The 16363-nt window shown below is 51.6% G+C and carries 15 protein-coding genes; 12 read left to right on the top strand and 3 right to left on the bottom strand.

What is annotated here, in order from left to right; genetic code table 11:
- The first annotated feature begins 164 nt into the window (after positions 1 to 164).
- The 8 genes from ACN2TU_RS24450 to ACN2TU_RS24415 all read left to right on the top strand — a co-directional run bounded on the left by ACN2TU_RS24450 (position 165) and on the right by ACN2TU_RS24415 (position 7806).
- Positions 165 to 884 (top strand): class I SAM-dependent methyltransferase, encoded by a 720-nt coding sequence (locus ACN2TU_RS24450; protein ID WP_435159166.1) that lies wholly within the window; start codon positions 165 to 167, stop codon positions 882 to 884.
- Positions 885 to 1058: 174 nt separating this feature from the next.
- Entirely contained in the window at positions 1059 to 1631 is a 573-nt protein-coding gene (locus tag ACN2TU_RS24445) for an alkaline phosphatase family protein (RefSeq protein WP_435159165.1), read from the top strand.
- A 242-nt stretch (positions 1632 to 1873) separates the two neighbouring features.
- Complete coding sequence (locus ACN2TU_RS24440; protein WP_435159163.1) at positions 1874 to 2920, top strand: Gfo/Idh/MocA family protein; 1047 nt, start codon at positions 1874 to 1876, stop codon at positions 2918 to 2920.
- Between the two features lie 47 nt (positions 2921 to 2967).
- The gene (locus ACN2TU_RS24435; RefSeq protein ID WP_435159162.1) at positions 2968 to 3699 is read left to right on the top strand and encodes a sugar phosphate isomerase/epimerase family protein; all 732 of its coding nucleotides are present in this window, start codon (positions 2968 to 2970) and stop codon (positions 3697 to 3699) included.
- Between the two features lie 303 nt (positions 3700 to 4002).
- Positions 4003 to 5271: an extracellular solute-binding protein gene (locus ACN2TU_RS24430; RefSeq protein WP_435159160.1), complete on the top strand. Its 1269-nt coding sequence runs from the start codon at positions 4003 to 4005 to the stop codon at positions 5269 to 5271.
- Between the two features lie 17 nt (positions 5272 to 5288).
- Positions 5289 to 6269: a carbohydrate ABC transporter permease gene (locus ACN2TU_RS24425; RefSeq protein ID WP_435159158.1), complete on the top strand. Its 981-nt coding sequence runs from the start codon at positions 5289 to 5291 to the stop codon at positions 6267 to 6269.
- The gene (locus ACN2TU_RS24420; RefSeq protein ID WP_435159157.1) at positions 6269 to 7144 is read left to right on the top strand and encodes a carbohydrate ABC transporter permease; all 876 of its coding nucleotides are present in this window, start codon (positions 6269 to 6271) and stop codon (positions 7142 to 7144) included. Before ACN2TU_RS24425 ends, ACN2TU_RS24420 begins: the two co-directional genes overlap by 1 nt.
- Before the next feature lie 32 nt (positions 7145 to 7176).
- Entirely contained in the window at positions 7177 to 7806 is a 630-nt protein-coding gene (locus tag ACN2TU_RS24415; protein WP_435159155.1) for a hypothetical protein, read from the top strand.
- A gap of 87 nt (positions 7807 to 7893) precedes the next feature.
- Here ACN2TU_RS24415 and ACN2TU_RS24410 read toward each other — a convergent pair whose 3' ends face one another.
- Positions 7894 to 8235, bottom strand: a complete 342-nt coding sequence (locus ACN2TU_RS24410; RefSeq protein WP_435159154.1) for an ArsR/SmtB family transcription factor — start codon at positions 8233 to 8235, stop codon at positions 7894 to 7896.
- Positions 8236 to 8488: 253 nt separating this feature from the next.
- Between ACN2TU_RS24410 and ACN2TU_RS24405 the strand changes: the two genes are divergently transcribed.
- Together ACN2TU_RS24405 and ACN2TU_RS24400 are read left to right on the top strand one after the other, a co-directional pair.
- Entirely contained in the window at positions 8489 to 9505 is a 1017-nt protein-coding gene (locus ACN2TU_RS24405) for a family 10 glycosylhydrolase (protein ID WP_435159153.1), read from the top strand.
- Positions 9506 to 9615: 110 nt separating this feature from the next.
- The gene (locus tag ACN2TU_RS24400) at positions 9616 to 10827 is read left to right on the top strand and encodes an ABC transporter ATP-binding protein (protein ID WP_435159151.1); all 1212 of its coding nucleotides are present in this window, start codon (positions 9616 to 9618) and stop codon (positions 10825 to 10827) included.
- A gap of 15 nt (positions 10828 to 10842) precedes the next feature.
- Here the strand turns inward: ACN2TU_RS24400 and ACN2TU_RS24395 are convergent, their stop codons facing one another.
- Positions 10843 to 11886, bottom strand: coding sequence for a hypothetical protein (locus ACN2TU_RS24395; RefSeq protein WP_435159149.1), 1044 nt, complete (start codon positions 11884 to 11886; stop codon positions 10843 to 10845).
- Between the two features lie 1223 nt (positions 11887 to 13109).
- On the opposite strand from ACN2TU_RS24395, the gene ACN2TU_RS24390 reads away from it, so the two are divergent.
- Positions 13110 to 13601 carry an HNH endonuclease gene (locus ACN2TU_RS24390; RefSeq protein ID WP_435159148.1) on the top strand — a complete coding sequence of 164 codons (492 nt, stop codon included), beginning with the start codon at positions 13110 to 13112 and terminating at the stop codon, positions 13599 to 13601.
- A 14-nt stretch (positions 13602 to 13615) separates the two neighbouring features.
- On the opposite strand, the gene ACN2TU_RS24385 is transcribed toward ACN2TU_RS24390, so the two are convergent.
- Complete coding sequence (locus tag ACN2TU_RS24385; RefSeq protein WP_435159146.1) at positions 13616 to 14860, bottom strand: hypothetical protein; 1245 nt, start codon at positions 14858 to 14860, stop codon at positions 13616 to 13618.
- A 221-nt stretch (positions 14861 to 15081) separates the two neighbouring features.
- On the opposite strand from ACN2TU_RS24385, the gene ACN2TU_RS24380 reads away from it, so the two are divergent.
- Positions 15082 to 16275, top strand: coding sequence for a thermonuclease family protein (locus tag ACN2TU_RS24380; protein ID WP_435159145.1), 1194 nt, complete (start codon positions 15082 to 15084; stop codon positions 16273 to 16275).
- Positions 16276 to 16363: the final 88 nt, after the last annotated feature.

Here is a 16363-nt window from a genome sequence, read left to right as displayed (position 1 = left end):
AACGGGGGAAATTGAGTCCGTGGGTTGTTATCTGGTGGATTCTAGAAGAAGAGAGTTCTCCAACATAATACCGCAGCATGCGAAACAAATTGGATAGCGGATGAGTCATGATTCGAAATCAGAATCATAACAATTAATTTGAAGAGTGACACACAATCGTGTTCATGCCGCCTGATGAAAATCCCACTGTAGAGGACGCATACGATAAATTATCTCCGACGTACGAGACGCAAGGAAACGACCCATACTGTGCAGATCTCGAATTTCCTGCGATGGCAGAACTCATCCCCAATATAGCGGGCAAACGAATCCTCGATGCGGGTTGTGGACATGGTCGATACGCAGAGTGGTTAGTTGATAAGGGAGCGGAAGTCCTCGCTGTTGACAAAAGCAGTGAGATGATCGATCAGGCGAGACATCGAGTCAACAATCAAGTTGAGGTTCGCCGAGCCGATATTGGAGAGCCCTTCGAATTTGCAGACGACAGTGAATTCGATGGTATCGTTAGCGGGCTTACGCTTCATTACATTGAAGACTGGCGACCAGCTTTCACGGAGTTTGCTCGTATCCTCCGACCAGGTGGATTTCTCGTATTCTCGACTCACCATCCGCTTGATGACTACATTGTATTTGATACTGAGAACTATTTCGAGACCGAACAGGAACGGATGACGTGGTCAGCCTCCGGCGAAGAAATCGATGTCCCATTCTATCGTCGGCCATTTTCAGAGGTCATCAATCCACTCATCGAAACTGGACTCCAACTGGACGAACTAATCGAACCGAAGCCAAAAGAGACGTTCAAGGAGAAAAAACCGGAGTCCTATGAGAAACGACTGAACTATCCGACATTTCTGTGTATCCGAGCGTTGAACACCGAATAGTGGCTGACGGTAGAAATGAACCAAACGACCGTTTCTCGTCGCCCACTTCGTTCTCTTAGAGGCATGCGACATGCTTACTAAAACGTGTGTTCTGTATACATGCTGTCTCAGTCACCCCGATTCTGATAAACATTGATCCGATAACAATTATAGAATCAAACTTGTCTTTCGAGTATGCTCCGCCACGACGTCGCCAAGGATTTGCGCGACGACGAACTTGCCCCAGGGTACGTCAGGCCGGCGTACGACGGCTATTGCTTCGCCAACGTTTCAGGAACAGTTGCAGATCTTCTCGGCGTCGGCGGCGTCATCGTCAGTCCACAACTTCCCGACGATACCCTTCCGACGACAGAGATCAGTAGGGTCGCGGTTATCCTCGTCGATGGGTTCGGTTTCGAGCAGTTCCTGCGCTACCGTGAAGCCCATCCGTTCCTCGAGACCCTCGCCGAAGAGGCGATAGTGACACCGCTGACGTCGACGTATCCGTCTGAAACAGCGGCCGCGATGACCACCTACTATTTAGGACAACCACCGGTCCAACATGGTCTCCTCGGGTGGGATGTCTATCGTGCAGACATCGACACCGTAGTGAAGCCGCTACCATTCGTGACTGCAGGTGGCGCCAACCCAGTGGACTTCGATCTCTCGCCGAGAGACCTCCGCGAAGGCAAGTCGGTTGGTCGCCGTCTCTCGGCTGCGGGAGCCGACGTCCATCGGGTAGTTCCTGATATGGCATGGCTTGGTTGACGACGATACTGGTCTTAGCGAGAAAGGTATTGAGAAATTTGGATTCGTTACATGAGGTCAATGGAGCGCGAGCTAAGTCGGGATTGAATCCACTTTGCTATTCGGATCTTGAGAAAGTATGTAGTTCTTTGAGACGCGTAGATATTCGATTGTTTCCAAATATCGACTGTTCTACTCAAATTTGAGGAAGACATTAATTGGGAGTGTCGAACGACAGTCGCGTGAATATGGGACAAGAGATCATGATCTCCTCCGAAACCGAGGGTCTTGAGACCGATAATCTACGAGCAGCAGTTATCGGCACCGGAGCAATCGCTCAGCGGCTTCACATACCTGCATATCGAACAAGCGATTTAGTCGACCTCGTAGCCGTGTGCGACGTCGAGGAAAAGAAAGCTGCGACGGTCGCTGAGGAATTCGAAATTGATTCATACTACACGGATTATACAGAGATGCTCGAATCAGGCAGTGTCGATGCTGTCAGCGTATGTCTTCCGAATCATCTCCACAAGGAAGTTGTCTGTACTGCTCTCGAACACAATATCCACGTTCTCTGTGAGAAACCGATCAGTACGTCCTTAGCAGAAGCCGATGCAATGATAGACGCGGCAGATGCCAGTGAAGCATTCCTGATGATCGACCAGACTGAACGCTTCAATCCGGTGTATGAGAAGACCAAAGAGGTACTTGAGAAGGAAGTGATCGGCGATGTGCTGTCGGTGCGAAGTCGGTTTAGCCATCCTGGTCCGGAGGGATGGTCACCGCGGTCGACGTGGTTTACGGATGCAGATACGTCCGGTGGTGGTGCGCTCATCGATATTGGTGTCCACAATGCTGACCTCATCAACCATCTATTTGGTTCAGTTTCGTCTCTATCCGGATATAGCGAAACCCTATCGATGGATGCGGACGTCGAGGATACGGCCGTTGCAGCTCTTCAGTTCGAAGACGGTACGCTGGGAACGTTTGAGACGGCGTGGCGAACGGATCCCGAATCTATCGAGATGCAGATCGTTGGTGAAGAAGGCGTTCTCTACGTAGACAAAGTCGCACCGTCACTTCGGCTCGAATTGGGTAACGATTGTGGAACCGTCGACGTTCCAATTCCAGAACAATCCAAGTACGGCGGTCCGGTCGAACACTTTATCCGATCTGCAAGAACCAACAGCGAACCGACCGTGACTGGTCGAGATGGAAAGAGTGCCCTGGAAGTCGTGATGGCCATATATCAATCGTCGGAATCCGGGCAACGCGTTCACTTCCCGCTCGAAACGGAGGCAGACAAATGAAGCTCGCTTGCAGTTCGTATTCTTACCACGACGAGCTCGAAAATGACATGTCTCTCGAGGATTTCCTCGAAATTTGCAGTTCGGAACTAGAAATTTCGGGAGTCGAACTGCTTGACGGGCATCTTCCAGGAGACGATGAAGAAACGATTGGAGAGGTTTCGGATCTCCTTTCCGAGTACGATCTGGAGATTGCATGTTTATCCGTCTTTTATAACGACTTTGCCAAGGGAACGCCCGAAGAGCGACGTGAAGACGTGGAAGTAGTCAAAACGTGGTTGGATCATGGCGATCAGCTCGGTGCACCAGTACTTCGAGCATTCACCGGATTCCCGGGACTCCACGATCGCGAACATGATGATCCACAAGTGTGGACAGATGTCGCGACGTGTCTACAGGAGTGTGTTGACTATGGTGAGACCGTCGAAACGACGCTCGCTGTTGAAAACCATAACCACGATGGTCTCATTCGGACGGCAGACGACATCTTCCACATTCGAAGCCTCGTGAATGGTGACCTCGGTCTCGTTCTAGATTTGGCAAACTACATCGATGGAAAGCCATCGATCGATCGAACGTTGCATTTAGCGGACCACGTTCACGCGGCATATGATGACTTGGCTGAGGATGGATCTGAGCCGAACTATCCCTACTACGACGAATCACTGACGTCATTGTCTAAGCAGGGATATGACGACTTCGTGACGCTCGAGTACGAAGGCGAAGAGGACGACTTCCAAGCGGTTCCGCAGGCAATAGAGTATCTTCGTGGGTGCCTGTAGCGACAAGCTCTCCCTCTCAACGTCGATCGGTATGCGGCCTATTGTTTTCCCAAGATTGTGGTTTAGTAATTAAGATTTTCTTCCCTTTGTCGTTCGCCTATGCCTCACTTCCAGTGCGAATACATCGACCGCCAGTGTTGAACTATCGATATCTCTCAAACCCGTTTGATGCAAATCAAATTCGAGAGCGAGGTTTATACATCACAATTGATTGCACAGTTGTGAAGCAATCACATGACGAGGCACAATACACTTCGGCGTCGACAATTCGTAAAAGCCACAGCCGGTACAAGTACGGCAGCAATGCTCTCCCTCGCTGGTTGCACAGGTGGGTTGGGTGGTTCCAGCGGTGGATCAGATGGGAAGAAAAGCGGTAAAACCGAATTTTGGTCGTCGCCAAACAAGGAGGAATTGGCATTCCACAACAACGCAAAGAAAGAGTTCCTCAAATCCCACGACTCGAAACTGAAGGTGCGACCGGTTCCGGAAGGAGATAGCTCCGAGCAAGTGGTCCTGTCGGCGCTTGCCTCGAATACCGAACCGGACGTATTCGCAAACGTTTTCCCTGGGTTTGCTGCGCAACTTCAGGAAAACGGCGCCGCAAAGGATCTATACGAAATTGATGGCGTAAAGAGTTTCTTGACCGATCGGTGTGGCAAGACAATTTTGAAACGCTACGAAGCACCGGATGGTGGTCTATATCAGGCACCATGGAAGGCGAACCCGGTGTTGTTCCAGTACAACGACACTGTCCTCAAGAAGGCCGGTTATAAAAACTCAGACGAGTACCCGACGACGCTGTCTGGACTGCTCAAGGTCGGAAAGAAAATCGTCGGTGATGGTAACGCAAAGGTGCTCTGGGACCGGGCACCGAAACCGACGTGGTACGAGCGTTGGTTCGACTTCCTCCCGTTGTACCTTGCCGCATCAGAGGGGAAGAAATCGATGTTCACTCAGAAAGGAGATTCTGTAAAGCCTGATTTCAATAACAATACAGCAAAGACTGTGCTACAATTCTTCCAGGATCTCTATAGCGCTGACCTCGCTCCCACACAAGGGAGTGAGAAGCCGAAATTCCCACACAATGAAGCAGTCATCAATACTGGCGGGCCATGGGTTATCCCGTACTTCGAAGGCGTCAACAAGGACGTTTCGATGTCGCACATGAACCCCCCAGTCCCAGAGGGAACGAAACAGAACAGCCACACGTACGCTGATCCGAAGAACACCTCGATTTTCGCCTCGGCCAAACAGCCACAACAAGCCTGGAAGTTTGTGAGTTTCGAGCAACAGCCGAAGTGGGATACGAAATTCCTGAAAAAGACTCTTCAACTGCCGCTTCGAAAGGATCTCGTCAGTTCCGCAAGCGGCTTCTTCGAGAAAAGTCCCGATATCAAACCGTACGCAGAAGCACTCGAAACATCGCACCCACCGGCGTATACGCCAGATTATACGAAGATCATGAACGTGTTTGGCGAAGAGTGTTTCGTTCCCGTTGCGCTGGGAAAGAAACAACCACAGAAAGGGCTCGACGACGCTGAAAAAAGTGTCAACCAAGCACTCAACGGATAGTAACGGATTCAACACCTATGCCAGACGCGACAACTGAACCAGGAACGAGAAAAGCGGACACAACGACCATGAAAAGTGGACTTCGACAGCGGATAGCACATCTTCCGCTTCTCGGAACTGCAACCAAACGCCTCGGGAACCACGACGAGAACTTGATGGGATGGGCTCTCATCGTACCGTGGTTCCTCTGGGCATCGGTGTTCCTGATCTTCCCGTTCCTGTTCGCACTCTACTTGAGTTTTCACGAATGGTCCATCATCAGCCCTGAAACACCGTTCGTTGGGATCGACCACTACGTACAATTACTGACGAGTGACCTCTTCTGGAAACTCCTCAGTAATACGTTGTATTTCTTCATTGTGAACGTCCCGACACAGATAGTGCTTGCTCTCGGCGTAGCGGTGCTGCTGGATCGGATCGTGCGCGGACGAGCACTCTATATGGCAGGGTATTTCGTCCCGTATGTCACGAGTGGGGTCGTCGTTGCCGTCGTCTTCAAGTGGATTTACGCGCCCGACGGGTACATCAATCAGATACTCGCTGTGGCAGGAACGGAGATCAACTTCCTCGGTAGTACTACGTGGGCGATGCCGGCCATCGCGATGATGGTATCATGGAAGTTCATCGGCTACTACGCGATCATCTTCCTCGCGAATCTGCAATCACTCCCAGAAACGATCTATGAATCGGCATCGCTCGACGGTGCCAGCGAGTGGCAACAGTTCCGCTACATCACCCTCCCATTGTTGAACCCGAGTATTCTCGTCGTGGTGATCCTCTCGACGATTACCGCGTTCCAAATCTTCACCGAGCCGTTCATCATGACGAGCGGTGGGCCAAACGGCGCAACCAAAACGTTCGTTCTCGTCATCTACCAAAACGCCTTCTCGTATCTCGAGATGGGCTACGCGAGTACGATTGGTGTGATCCTGGCGGCGATGATCTTCGTCATCAGCTACGTCGAACGTAACTACGTCGATCAGGAGGTGTCGGTATAATGAGTATTGAATCGGATAACTCCGGAGTGTTTGCCGACGGCCACGAACGATTGTCTGATCTTTCGGGGAAGAAAATACTCGTGTATATCGTACTGACACTTGGAGTCATCCTCCCCGTATTCCCGTTCGCTCTGATGGTCTCGATGTCGTTCAAGCCTCCAAATGACATCTACTCGTTGCAGGTGATCCCATCGACATTCACGTTAGAGAACTATCGATTCCTCCTCGAAAACGTCCCGATCGTTCGCCAGTTCATCAACAGCATCATCGTTACTGGCGCGGTGGTCGTTTCGGTAGTCATCACGTCGTGTATCGTTGCCTACTCCCTCGCGAAGCTGGATTGGTATGGACGCAGTGTTACATACAACTTCATCCTCGCCACGATGATGATCCCCGGGATACTGTTGTTGATTCCGCAGTTCGTCATCATCGTCAAACTTGGGTGGGTCAATACGTATCAGGCGATGATCGCCCCCTTCGCAATAAGTTCGTTTGGGATATTCCTACTAACCCAGTTCTTCAAACAGTTCCCTGACAGCCTCATCGATGCCGCACGTATGGACGGGTGTAACGAACTCGATATCGTGTTTCGTATCGTGTTGCCCAATTCGATGCCCGCTATCGCAACAGTCGCGATTTTTACCTTCATGAATCGCTGGAATCAGATGCTCTGGGACCTCATCGTGATCAAAAACGAAAGCATGTACACCTTGCCGGTGAGCATTACCTTGTTCGCGAAAACAGGTCTCTATGGCAATAGCATGGGACCGTTGATGGCGGGTGCAACACTCCTCGCACTCCCAACGATACTGCTGTTCTTGCTGCTACGGCGGTATTTCATCAAGGGAGTCACCATGTCCGGGCTCAAAGCATAGCTGTACGATTATCCATCACGAATTCCAAATCAATGATTGTCGACACTCATCGAAATCGGGTCAACTTCATCGGTCTCTCAAAAGAGGCCATCGCCGCAGCGTATCGATCACTCCCGATCATCGTCATCGTAAGCGTTTGCTGGTGCCTTCTAGCACCGACCATCATTCTCCTCGGTCCAGTGACCGCCACCGCTGTCGCCGCCGCTGGAAGCGTACTCCGTGGAGATCGATTCCGACTACGCACCGCGTTATCTGTATTTCGACGGTGTTTCTGGCGGAGTCAACTTCCACTCGTTCCGACGTTTGTTCTCATCGATATCGCGGGACTCTCGTGGCTACAGTTCCAGCGAACTGGTGAGCTTGCATACGGTTTGCTCGCCTTTTTCGCGGTCGATATACTGATCGTTCTCTCGGTGCTGTTGCTGTATTACTATCCACTCCTGGTTGATGGTGACTATTCTGCTCGTAAGACAGCGCGACGGTCCGCTGAACTCGTGTTTGGACGGTTGATGCCAACGATCGGGTTGGCCACTTTTTGTCTCTCGATCGGTCTCTTATTCGGTTTCACCGTCGCTGGCTTTGTCCTACTCGGACCGGGTTTGATTGCGACTGTTCTAACGCTTGCAACTCGGTATCTTTCAACGGGAATGGGGTCAGAATAACGCAGGCTGCAACGAAGCTTCTAATCGCGTTCTCATCGTTTTGATGTATCTCAAACCGGTGGTTTGGTTCGTCAGACAAACGTAACCTTAGATATCGCTTAGATCAACCTTGATTTCGTCGACCGCGAGTGAGATTTCCTTTTCGACGCCACCATTGTCACTTACGTTGAACCGTGAGGCAGCGAGTCCCGCTTCCTCAAGTTGCTTTACGTGAACCGAAACTGTCCCCTTAGAAAGATCGACCAATTCGGTGAGTTCCTGGATCGTTCGCGTTTCAGTTGATAATGCCTTGATAATGTTCCACCGTGTCTTGGACCCCATCGCTGTCGCAACCGAAAGGATTTCTGACCCGTCGGGTTCGAGCGTTCGTCGGGGGCGAGGGCGAGATTGTGCATTAGGGACTTGCCGAGTAAAGCGTGAATTATTCATGGTCAGTGATGGAGTTTTTGTGCCTCTTGAGAGAGACTCTCTATCGGCATGTATTGAAATTAGGGGTTATATTCGATAATATCCAAAGATGTTCGTTTGAGGACGAGGATGGAAGATTTCGGTCGATACGAGCCATAGAGTTAAACTTCTGCATGCATTTTATTGGAATATTGCGATGTCTGAAGGGAACACAGTCGATCCATGGTGGAACGCTCAGTTACTACGAGCGGTAACTCTCTACCCCTGGTCGACGATGCAACCCGACGCGGAATTGAAACGACTCGCTAATAACGGTGTGAATACGATTTTCGTTATCACGAAGGAGAGTGATGGTCGGGTGTTCTACGATTCCGACGTCGCACCGAACCAGGTTCCCGGCCGCGATTTACTCGGCGAACTCGCCGATGCTGCAGCAGTTCACGACATCAATATCGTTCCGACGATGTTCGTTCTGTGCGATAAATATCTCCTGGAACAGTACCCTGAAACCGTCCAAGTAGCAAGGGAAGGAACGGAGATCAGATACCCGAATGTCTCGGCTGAACACATGCACTGGGCGTGCCCGAGTCACGAGGTTGTTTCGGAGCACCTGCAAGCAATTACCAACGAGATAGCAGACTACGACGTTGATGGAATTCAGTTCACTCATTTCGAATTTCAGCCGATCGGCAACGGTGAGTCCAACTATCTCTCCTGTTATTGTGAGAGATGTCGGGATCAATATGAACTCCAAAGCGTCTCAGAACGGTCATCAACATGGATCGACCGACGATGTATGCAGATCGATTCGCTTCTCAGGAAACTGAGCGACCCGTTCCGAGACCGCTCGGACTTTCTCGTCAACATAGAGTTAGAAGCGTTTTCAAACCTGGAAACGGCCGTCGATGACAGTCGGAAAATGCTTGGTGTCGACCAGCGTGACGTTGCGGAATACGCCGATATTCTCTCCCCTCGGACGGCACACATCGACCTCGACATGCATCCGGTGTGGATTCGTGAAGTCGTCCGTTCGCTTCGCCAACAAACAGATACGCTGATTACACCATCGATACGTACTGGACGGGGCGAACGGCCGTTCAATCGGTTAGAGGATGACGAATTGGTTAGTGCGATTCAACTCGCACTGCACGGCGGTGCACACGGAGTTTCACTCTTTTCCGATGGTGCGAACATCGGTCGATTGACCTCCGAACAGTGGGACACGGCAACTAGGATGTTCGACGAACTCGATTACTTTGATCGAGAGTATGGGCCAGCGGGGAGACGGTAGACCGAATCGTTTGATCCCGTCCGTTGTTTGGATATTTTCAAAAATGTTGGTCTCCACACCATCTCGAGGCCAATCGTTTTGGTACCTGTTCACAGACTACAGAATTAGCCATGGGTACGCTTCGGATTGATCAGTTGGTTAAGTCATTCACAGCAGCGGACAGTGTTAACGAAGTCGTCGCGGTTGATAACCTGGATATCACCGTCGAAGAAGGAGAGTTCCTGGTCTTGCTCGGGCCGAGTGGCTGTGGAAAATCAACGACGCTTCGCTGTATCGCGGGGCTCGAAACACCAACGTCTGGCTCGATCCGTCTTGATGAGACAGATATTACGGGAAATTCACCACAGCAACGAGATATGGCGATGGTGTTCCAGGACTTTGCGCTCTATCCGCATATGACCGCTGCGGAAAATATGAGCTTCGGGTTGAAGATGACAACCGACCTGTCGAACAAAGAACGAACGGACCGTGTTAACGAAGCAGCGTCCATCATGGATATCGAAGGTATCCTCGATAAAAAGCCAGCCCAAGTATCCGGTGGACAGAAACAACGAATCGCGCTCGGTCGTGCAATCGTTCGTGATCCGGAAGTGTTCTTAATGGACGAACCGCTGTCAAACCTCGACGCGAAGCTTCGTGCACAAATGCGAACCGAGATACAGCGGCTCCATCGGCAACTCGGTGTGACGACGATTTACGTTACACACGATCAGACTGAGGCGATGACGATGTCCGATCGTATTGCGGTCTTGAATAATGGGGAACTTCAGCAGATCGGTACGCCGGATTACGTCTACCATCATCCCACCAATCAATTCGTCGCCGGATTTCTCGGAGAACCATCGATGAACTTCCTGGAGGTCCAACTCAGCGAAACGGATGGCCAGTATGTTCTGACAGCCGACGATGCTTCGACCACGTTTGCGTACCCAATTGACGAAATGATCGTCCAAGAATGCGATTTGACTATGGGCCAGCGGCTAACTGTGGGTGTGCGACCGGAAGACATCTCCGTGACGGACGATGAAGGGACGAACAATCATAGTCAAACCGCGATGCTTGACGTTGTCGAGCCGATGGGGAGTGATGATTTCCTCTATCTTCTCGTTGGTCAGGAATCGTGGACTGCTCGCGTAGATGAAGATCTAGAGCTTACAGAAGGAGAGCAGGTAACGTACCTCTTCGAGGAATCGGACCTCCATCTCTTTGCAGATAATGGCACGACACTCAAATCTGCAGGGCTCGGTGAGGATTCCTTCCATACTGGTTCCGATCAAGAGATCGTTGTAGAGTCGACACAGTCCGTAGATTCACAAGCATAGAAAGAGAGTCGTTTTCTATGAGGCCGGTGATGAGAGGTCAGTCAGTTCGATCCATTCGGTACCATTCGAGATGACAAGCTCCGGATCACCATCGGCGTCAGGATCCCAGGACTCACCATCAGCGAGTGCGATACGACCGAGCTGGTGTTCTGGTGGGGAAGATCGTGGTTCGAATTCGAAAGACGACGCGTCGCGATAGTTCCCGCCGTATCGATCACCTTCGAAGGTTTGTTGGGTTGCAGACGGCCACTTTCTCGTCGATCCATCCACGTAGAGTGTACCACCGGTATGCTCGACGATGTTCTCGACTGCTCCCGCGACGAACGGGTTATGGAAGTACGTCCCCTGTTCGGCTGCTGCAGGGAATCGAGGTCCGTTCTCATCGATGTCTTGGATAACGGCTGTCCCGCGCACGTTTGCGAAGTAGGCGTTTTGGAATATGTTGTAGATTGCCCGTGAGTCGGCGATATGGATCCCGTGGTAGGTCGCTTCGATGTTTAGATATCGGAAGTGGTTCGCGAACGAATACTCTCGTACTCGGAGGGCGGTGTCATCAGCATTTTCGCCGGAACTGAAGCTTCCTTCGATGCCGGAGAATTGAACGCGACGCATCTCTACACCGATGCCGCCTGCCGCATTGTGAACACCATAATGGTAGGAGTTCAGAATGAAATTCAATTGGCAGGCACCGGTCCCATCTGGGTTACTGTTCGATGTCGAGAACCGTGACCAGCAACTGTTGTACGCATCAACCAAATCCTCCGATCCCCAGACAAAGGTGAAGTCAGCACACTCGCCTTCGAATCGAACTCCGACGATTTCGGTGTAGAACATCGCTGTCCCGGCTGAATCATGAATCTGAATTCCTGGTCCGTCATCAGATCCACATTGAATACGTGATGATTCGAGTCCATCACCGTAGATTGCCCAGTTGTTTCTCAGATTGTCGTACTCAGCGAGGTCGATCTCCCATGAACTCGTACCGGTTCCGTAGTAACCACTCGGGTAGTAGATAACACCGCCTCCAATCGCATCTAATCGTTCGAATGCCTCCTGCATGCCACCAGTTTGGGAGGGTGAGACATATGGATCAATTTGTGTGCCACTCCCAGATACTGCTGGAAGTGCAGACACAATCACGATGTTTGATTGTTGAGCTACCTCGAGTTCGTCGACCGTGATCGATCGTACTGGAGATGATTTGCCTAAATGGCTTGTCGATCCATTCTGCCCACTGTGGTCGTGGTCACGAGGTGCCCACGGACGGTGCCCTCGATTGTAACGTGAAGCTGGGTTACCCTTTTCTTGGTCGAACGACGGCCAGAATGCGGTACTTCCGATCCCCATTGCGCCCAGAAATCCGCGTCGGGAACTTGTTGGTGTCTTCTCTCTCCGACGATCAGTGTCTTCTTGTGAAGTATTATCCATCACGATTTAGCCTTCGTTGAAGGTGGTAAACACTTACTCGTCAAATTAGGTGAGAGTAGAATATATTTGAAATCGGGTTTCAGCCAAGGAGATGTGACGGACCCTATATTGTATACATATCCAGTATTCGGATACAATATCACCTTTTTCGACGTCGTTCATGTTGACTAATCGCACCAGGGATCGGCGATCACCAGCACGCACGTCATCGAAGAACTCTCGGTCGAGGACGAGATGTGTGAGTCCGAGGAGGGCCTCGTAGTGGTCATTCAATCGTGAGAGTTCGATTGGGTTGCGTTTTCGCTAGACTTCTAGTCTAACAAGGAAAGGATCAACATCCGGCACGATCTCTTGTTCCGCATGTCTCCGAATCGACTCCGTAGTATCGTACCGATGTTCGGTGGTGGGACACGGTACGTTGAAACGTTGGATATGGTTCTCGAGTTCGTCGAGGAGCATCAGCCAACGACGGATGAATTCGTAAGGTGGCATCGGGAAACGCTCTCGAACGTGTCGAGTCGTGAATCGATTCTACGGCGGGTCGGGTATCTGCGACAGGTTGGATTCTTACAGCAAGAAAATGACGACTGGGTGCTGAGGGAGGCTGGACGTGAGTATATCCAGCAGCAAGAAGTGGCTATGTTACTGCGAATTATGTGTGCGCGGAACGTTGGGCTCCGAAGTCTGCTGTATGCGTTGTCTGCTGGCCCGATGACGATTGCAGGGATCAGTGACCAACAGCTGGATACGCACCCTGAATTGGGATGGAGCCGCGGGGAAACGGATATGGCGAAACACGGGCGAACTGGTTGCAGAGCATGGGGCTCGTCGAGAAACACGGAGAATAATTCACCTTGACGGACGAGGGTCAAGGGTTCGTTGAGGACGCAGTTGAAGAGTGGGCGGATACAGAGTGGTCTGCGCAAGCGACTAACACGGAATTATTGGCCGACACATACGAAACTACGACACTTGCCCGAGTGGTGGTTCCGGAGTTCCGTGCGACTGTGATTGCTCGACACGGCCGGACGTGCCCAGTTTCCGGTGTTGATCATCCGGCTTTGTTAGATGTCGCACACGTGTTGCCGTGGAGCGAGTATCCGGAATACAGAGCTGATTTGGCAAACGTACTGCCGTTAAGTAAGACGCATCACGCGGCGTTTGATCGGGAGTTGTTCACAATTGACCGGGAGTACCGGTTACGAGTGAACCCGTCGTTCGAGACGGAAAGTGAACTGTTGCAGCGGACGATTCTTGACCGAGCTGGAGAAAGGATCTCGGTTCCGGATGAGAGTTTGAGTCCAGAGTACGTAGCACAGCACAACGCGACGCTTGGGTGGGTGTGAGGCTGTACAGCTAATTAGCTGAACTGATGAAATCCGACTGGATGTTCTAACGCCCAGTCATTGGAGAGGACTTTGTCTTTGTTGTCGGTTCCGCCCTTTGTGAGCAAACCGACGTGGTAGAGGTGGTATTTGAATTGGAAGTGGATGCCTGATTTGAACACGGTCGGGTCAGTCAGCATCGATTCGTTGATGTCGCCGTCGGCGGTAAGGACGTCTTCGCGTCGGGGTTGTGTGATGAACACTTCGATGGCGAGTGGTTGATTGATGCGGCAGGCTTCGCGGACAACAGCGTCAATGGTCGCGGTTTCAATGCCGCGCTGATGGAGCCGTTCGAGTGCTTCGACGATGAGTTGTGTGGGGTCGTATTGGATGGCGACCGACCGACCGAGTTGCGCCCAACGTGGGGCGAGAGTGGTGAATCGAGTGGATCGGCGTTTCCACGATGCGAACTCATCAAGTGCTGCGGTGATACTGCCGTGCTGGTCACGGGCGAAGCGGACGACTTCCGCGCCAAGATGTGTGAGCACGTCGCCTTCGGGACGATTGTCGACAAGACCGAGGAGGATGGCTCCGCGACGGCCGCCTGAAACGCTGTTGATCACGTACTTGGAGTAGACGGTTCGTGTTTCACCGTTCGCGGCTACGGCGAGGGCGTAGCCAAGGTAGTTCTTCGGGTGATTTACCGGGAAGCTGCCATCGGTGAATTGATGGGTTGTTGCTTGGAATCGAATCGCGTTGATGGTCGTCGAGAAGTCACCGACACCGGTGACGCGGGCAGGTTCGACGAGCGTCGCCTCGTGAGGGGTTTCGACGCCGATGACACCGATGTTGAGATCACGTGCGAGAGACCGTGCTTGGTCGGTGATGCTCTGGATCGGTGCAGCAGCGTACCCGAGGTTAACTTCGGACAGGTGACCGTGAGCTTGATTGATTCCCCGACGGATGTCAGCAGCACTCGGGTCGCTGTTGTGGCCTTTCGCTTCGATTACAGCAACCGGTGTCGTCGCCGCGTCGGCATTCAGTACTTCCAGAGCGGGCATTCCAATACCCAAGAGGTCAGGTTCACCGCCGGTGAGACGGATCGTATTGTACGGCGCGAGGCGACGACGCAGATCGTCCGGGATCCCCCAATCGCCCCACGACGGTTTCGTGAACTGGGATTCGGTGACAGCGTAGTGGTCCGAGCTGTTGTTGAGATCGGGGTAGAGTGTGTCCTTCGCGGCAGCGAGAACAACCGGTTCGGCGAGTGAAGCTGCCATTGCTACAGCCCTTCTCAACCTGTCGGCATTAAACTAGACCGTTCGAGAATCTCATTGATTCGATCACGAATACCGAGACTCGTACAGAAGTTGACATACTCTTCGCCATATATTCACACAAACAAGACTTATATCTTCGCGATACGGATCTATGTTTGATTACGAATCATATGAATAACCGCACCTATGCTAGAGGCATCACTCTCGTTCTCGTGGCTCTGATGATGGTGTTCGCCGGTTGCTCAAGCAGTACTACTGCTGACACGGACACAACTACCACAACAACGACAGCTCTGACGACTGAATCATATACAACCATTGATACAACAATACAACCGGTAGAAACGACTCCAGCAACAGTGGTCCAAAGTACGAGTACTACGACCACACAGCAACCAGTATCTACGACAATACGTACAACCACAATAGCGTCCACCACCAGTACACCACCAGTAACAACAGTAACTACAACTGCTAGTGTCCCGCCGACCACAACACCGTCGACGACGAGAAGTACAACAGCTCCTCCAGCAGCCACAACAACGAGTACAACACCGACTACGACTACAGAAGAACCGGTCGATTCAGGTCCAAAAACATCGTGGACAGTGGAAGTCGTTCGCGTCGTTGATGGTGATACCTATGAGGTAGAATTCCCCGACGGACATACTGAAGACGTTCGATTACTCGGTGTTGATACTCCAGAGGTACACGTCGAGAACACGCCCGATGAATTCGAAGGAATTCCGACCACCCAAGACGGAGAAGATTGGCTACGCGATTGGGGTCACAAGGCCAGCGAATTTGCACGGACAGAGGTCTCTGGCGAGACAGTCATAATAAAGACTGATGACCGTGCTGATCGGCGTGGATCCTACGGTCGATTACTCGTCTATGTATATACAGATGATAGCAAGTCGGTGAACGAAATGCTCATCGAGCAGGGCTATGCGCGGATGTACGATAGTGAGTTCTCACAGCGTTCGGAATTCGCGAGTGACGAGCAGACTGCACAAGGGAATCACGTTGGCCTTTGGAACTATGAAGCGCCGGAGGATGGTGGAGATGGCGATAGTGGAAGTGCAAGCCAGCTCGTCGTGTCGAACATCCAAGCTGATGCGCCCGGGAATGATCACGACAATCTCAACGAGGAGTATATCACGTTCACCAACGAGGGAGACGATGAGTTGACCCTCACGAGTTGGACAATTGAGGATGCGGCAAATCATCAATATTCAGTGCCAGAGTTCACGCTTGGTGCACACGAGTCTGTGACCTTGTATACTGGTAGTGGTTCAAATTCGGCGAATGAGCTCTTCTGGGGCTCTGGAAGTGCGATCTGGAACAACGGCGGTGATACGATCATTGTGACTACTAGCAGTGGCGAGACAGTGATCCAGAAAGAGTACAACTGAGAGTCCTTCATCCTCTATATCGATTTTAGAGTGTAACAAGCACAGTGAGGTAATTCTACACCGCGTCAACGGGTGTCGCAATAGTTTC

This window comes from Haladaptatus marinus, from assembly GCF_051194195.1.
The sequence above is the reverse complement of the archived record's forward strand: the minus strand, read 5'-3'. Positions and strand labels throughout refer to the sequence as shown.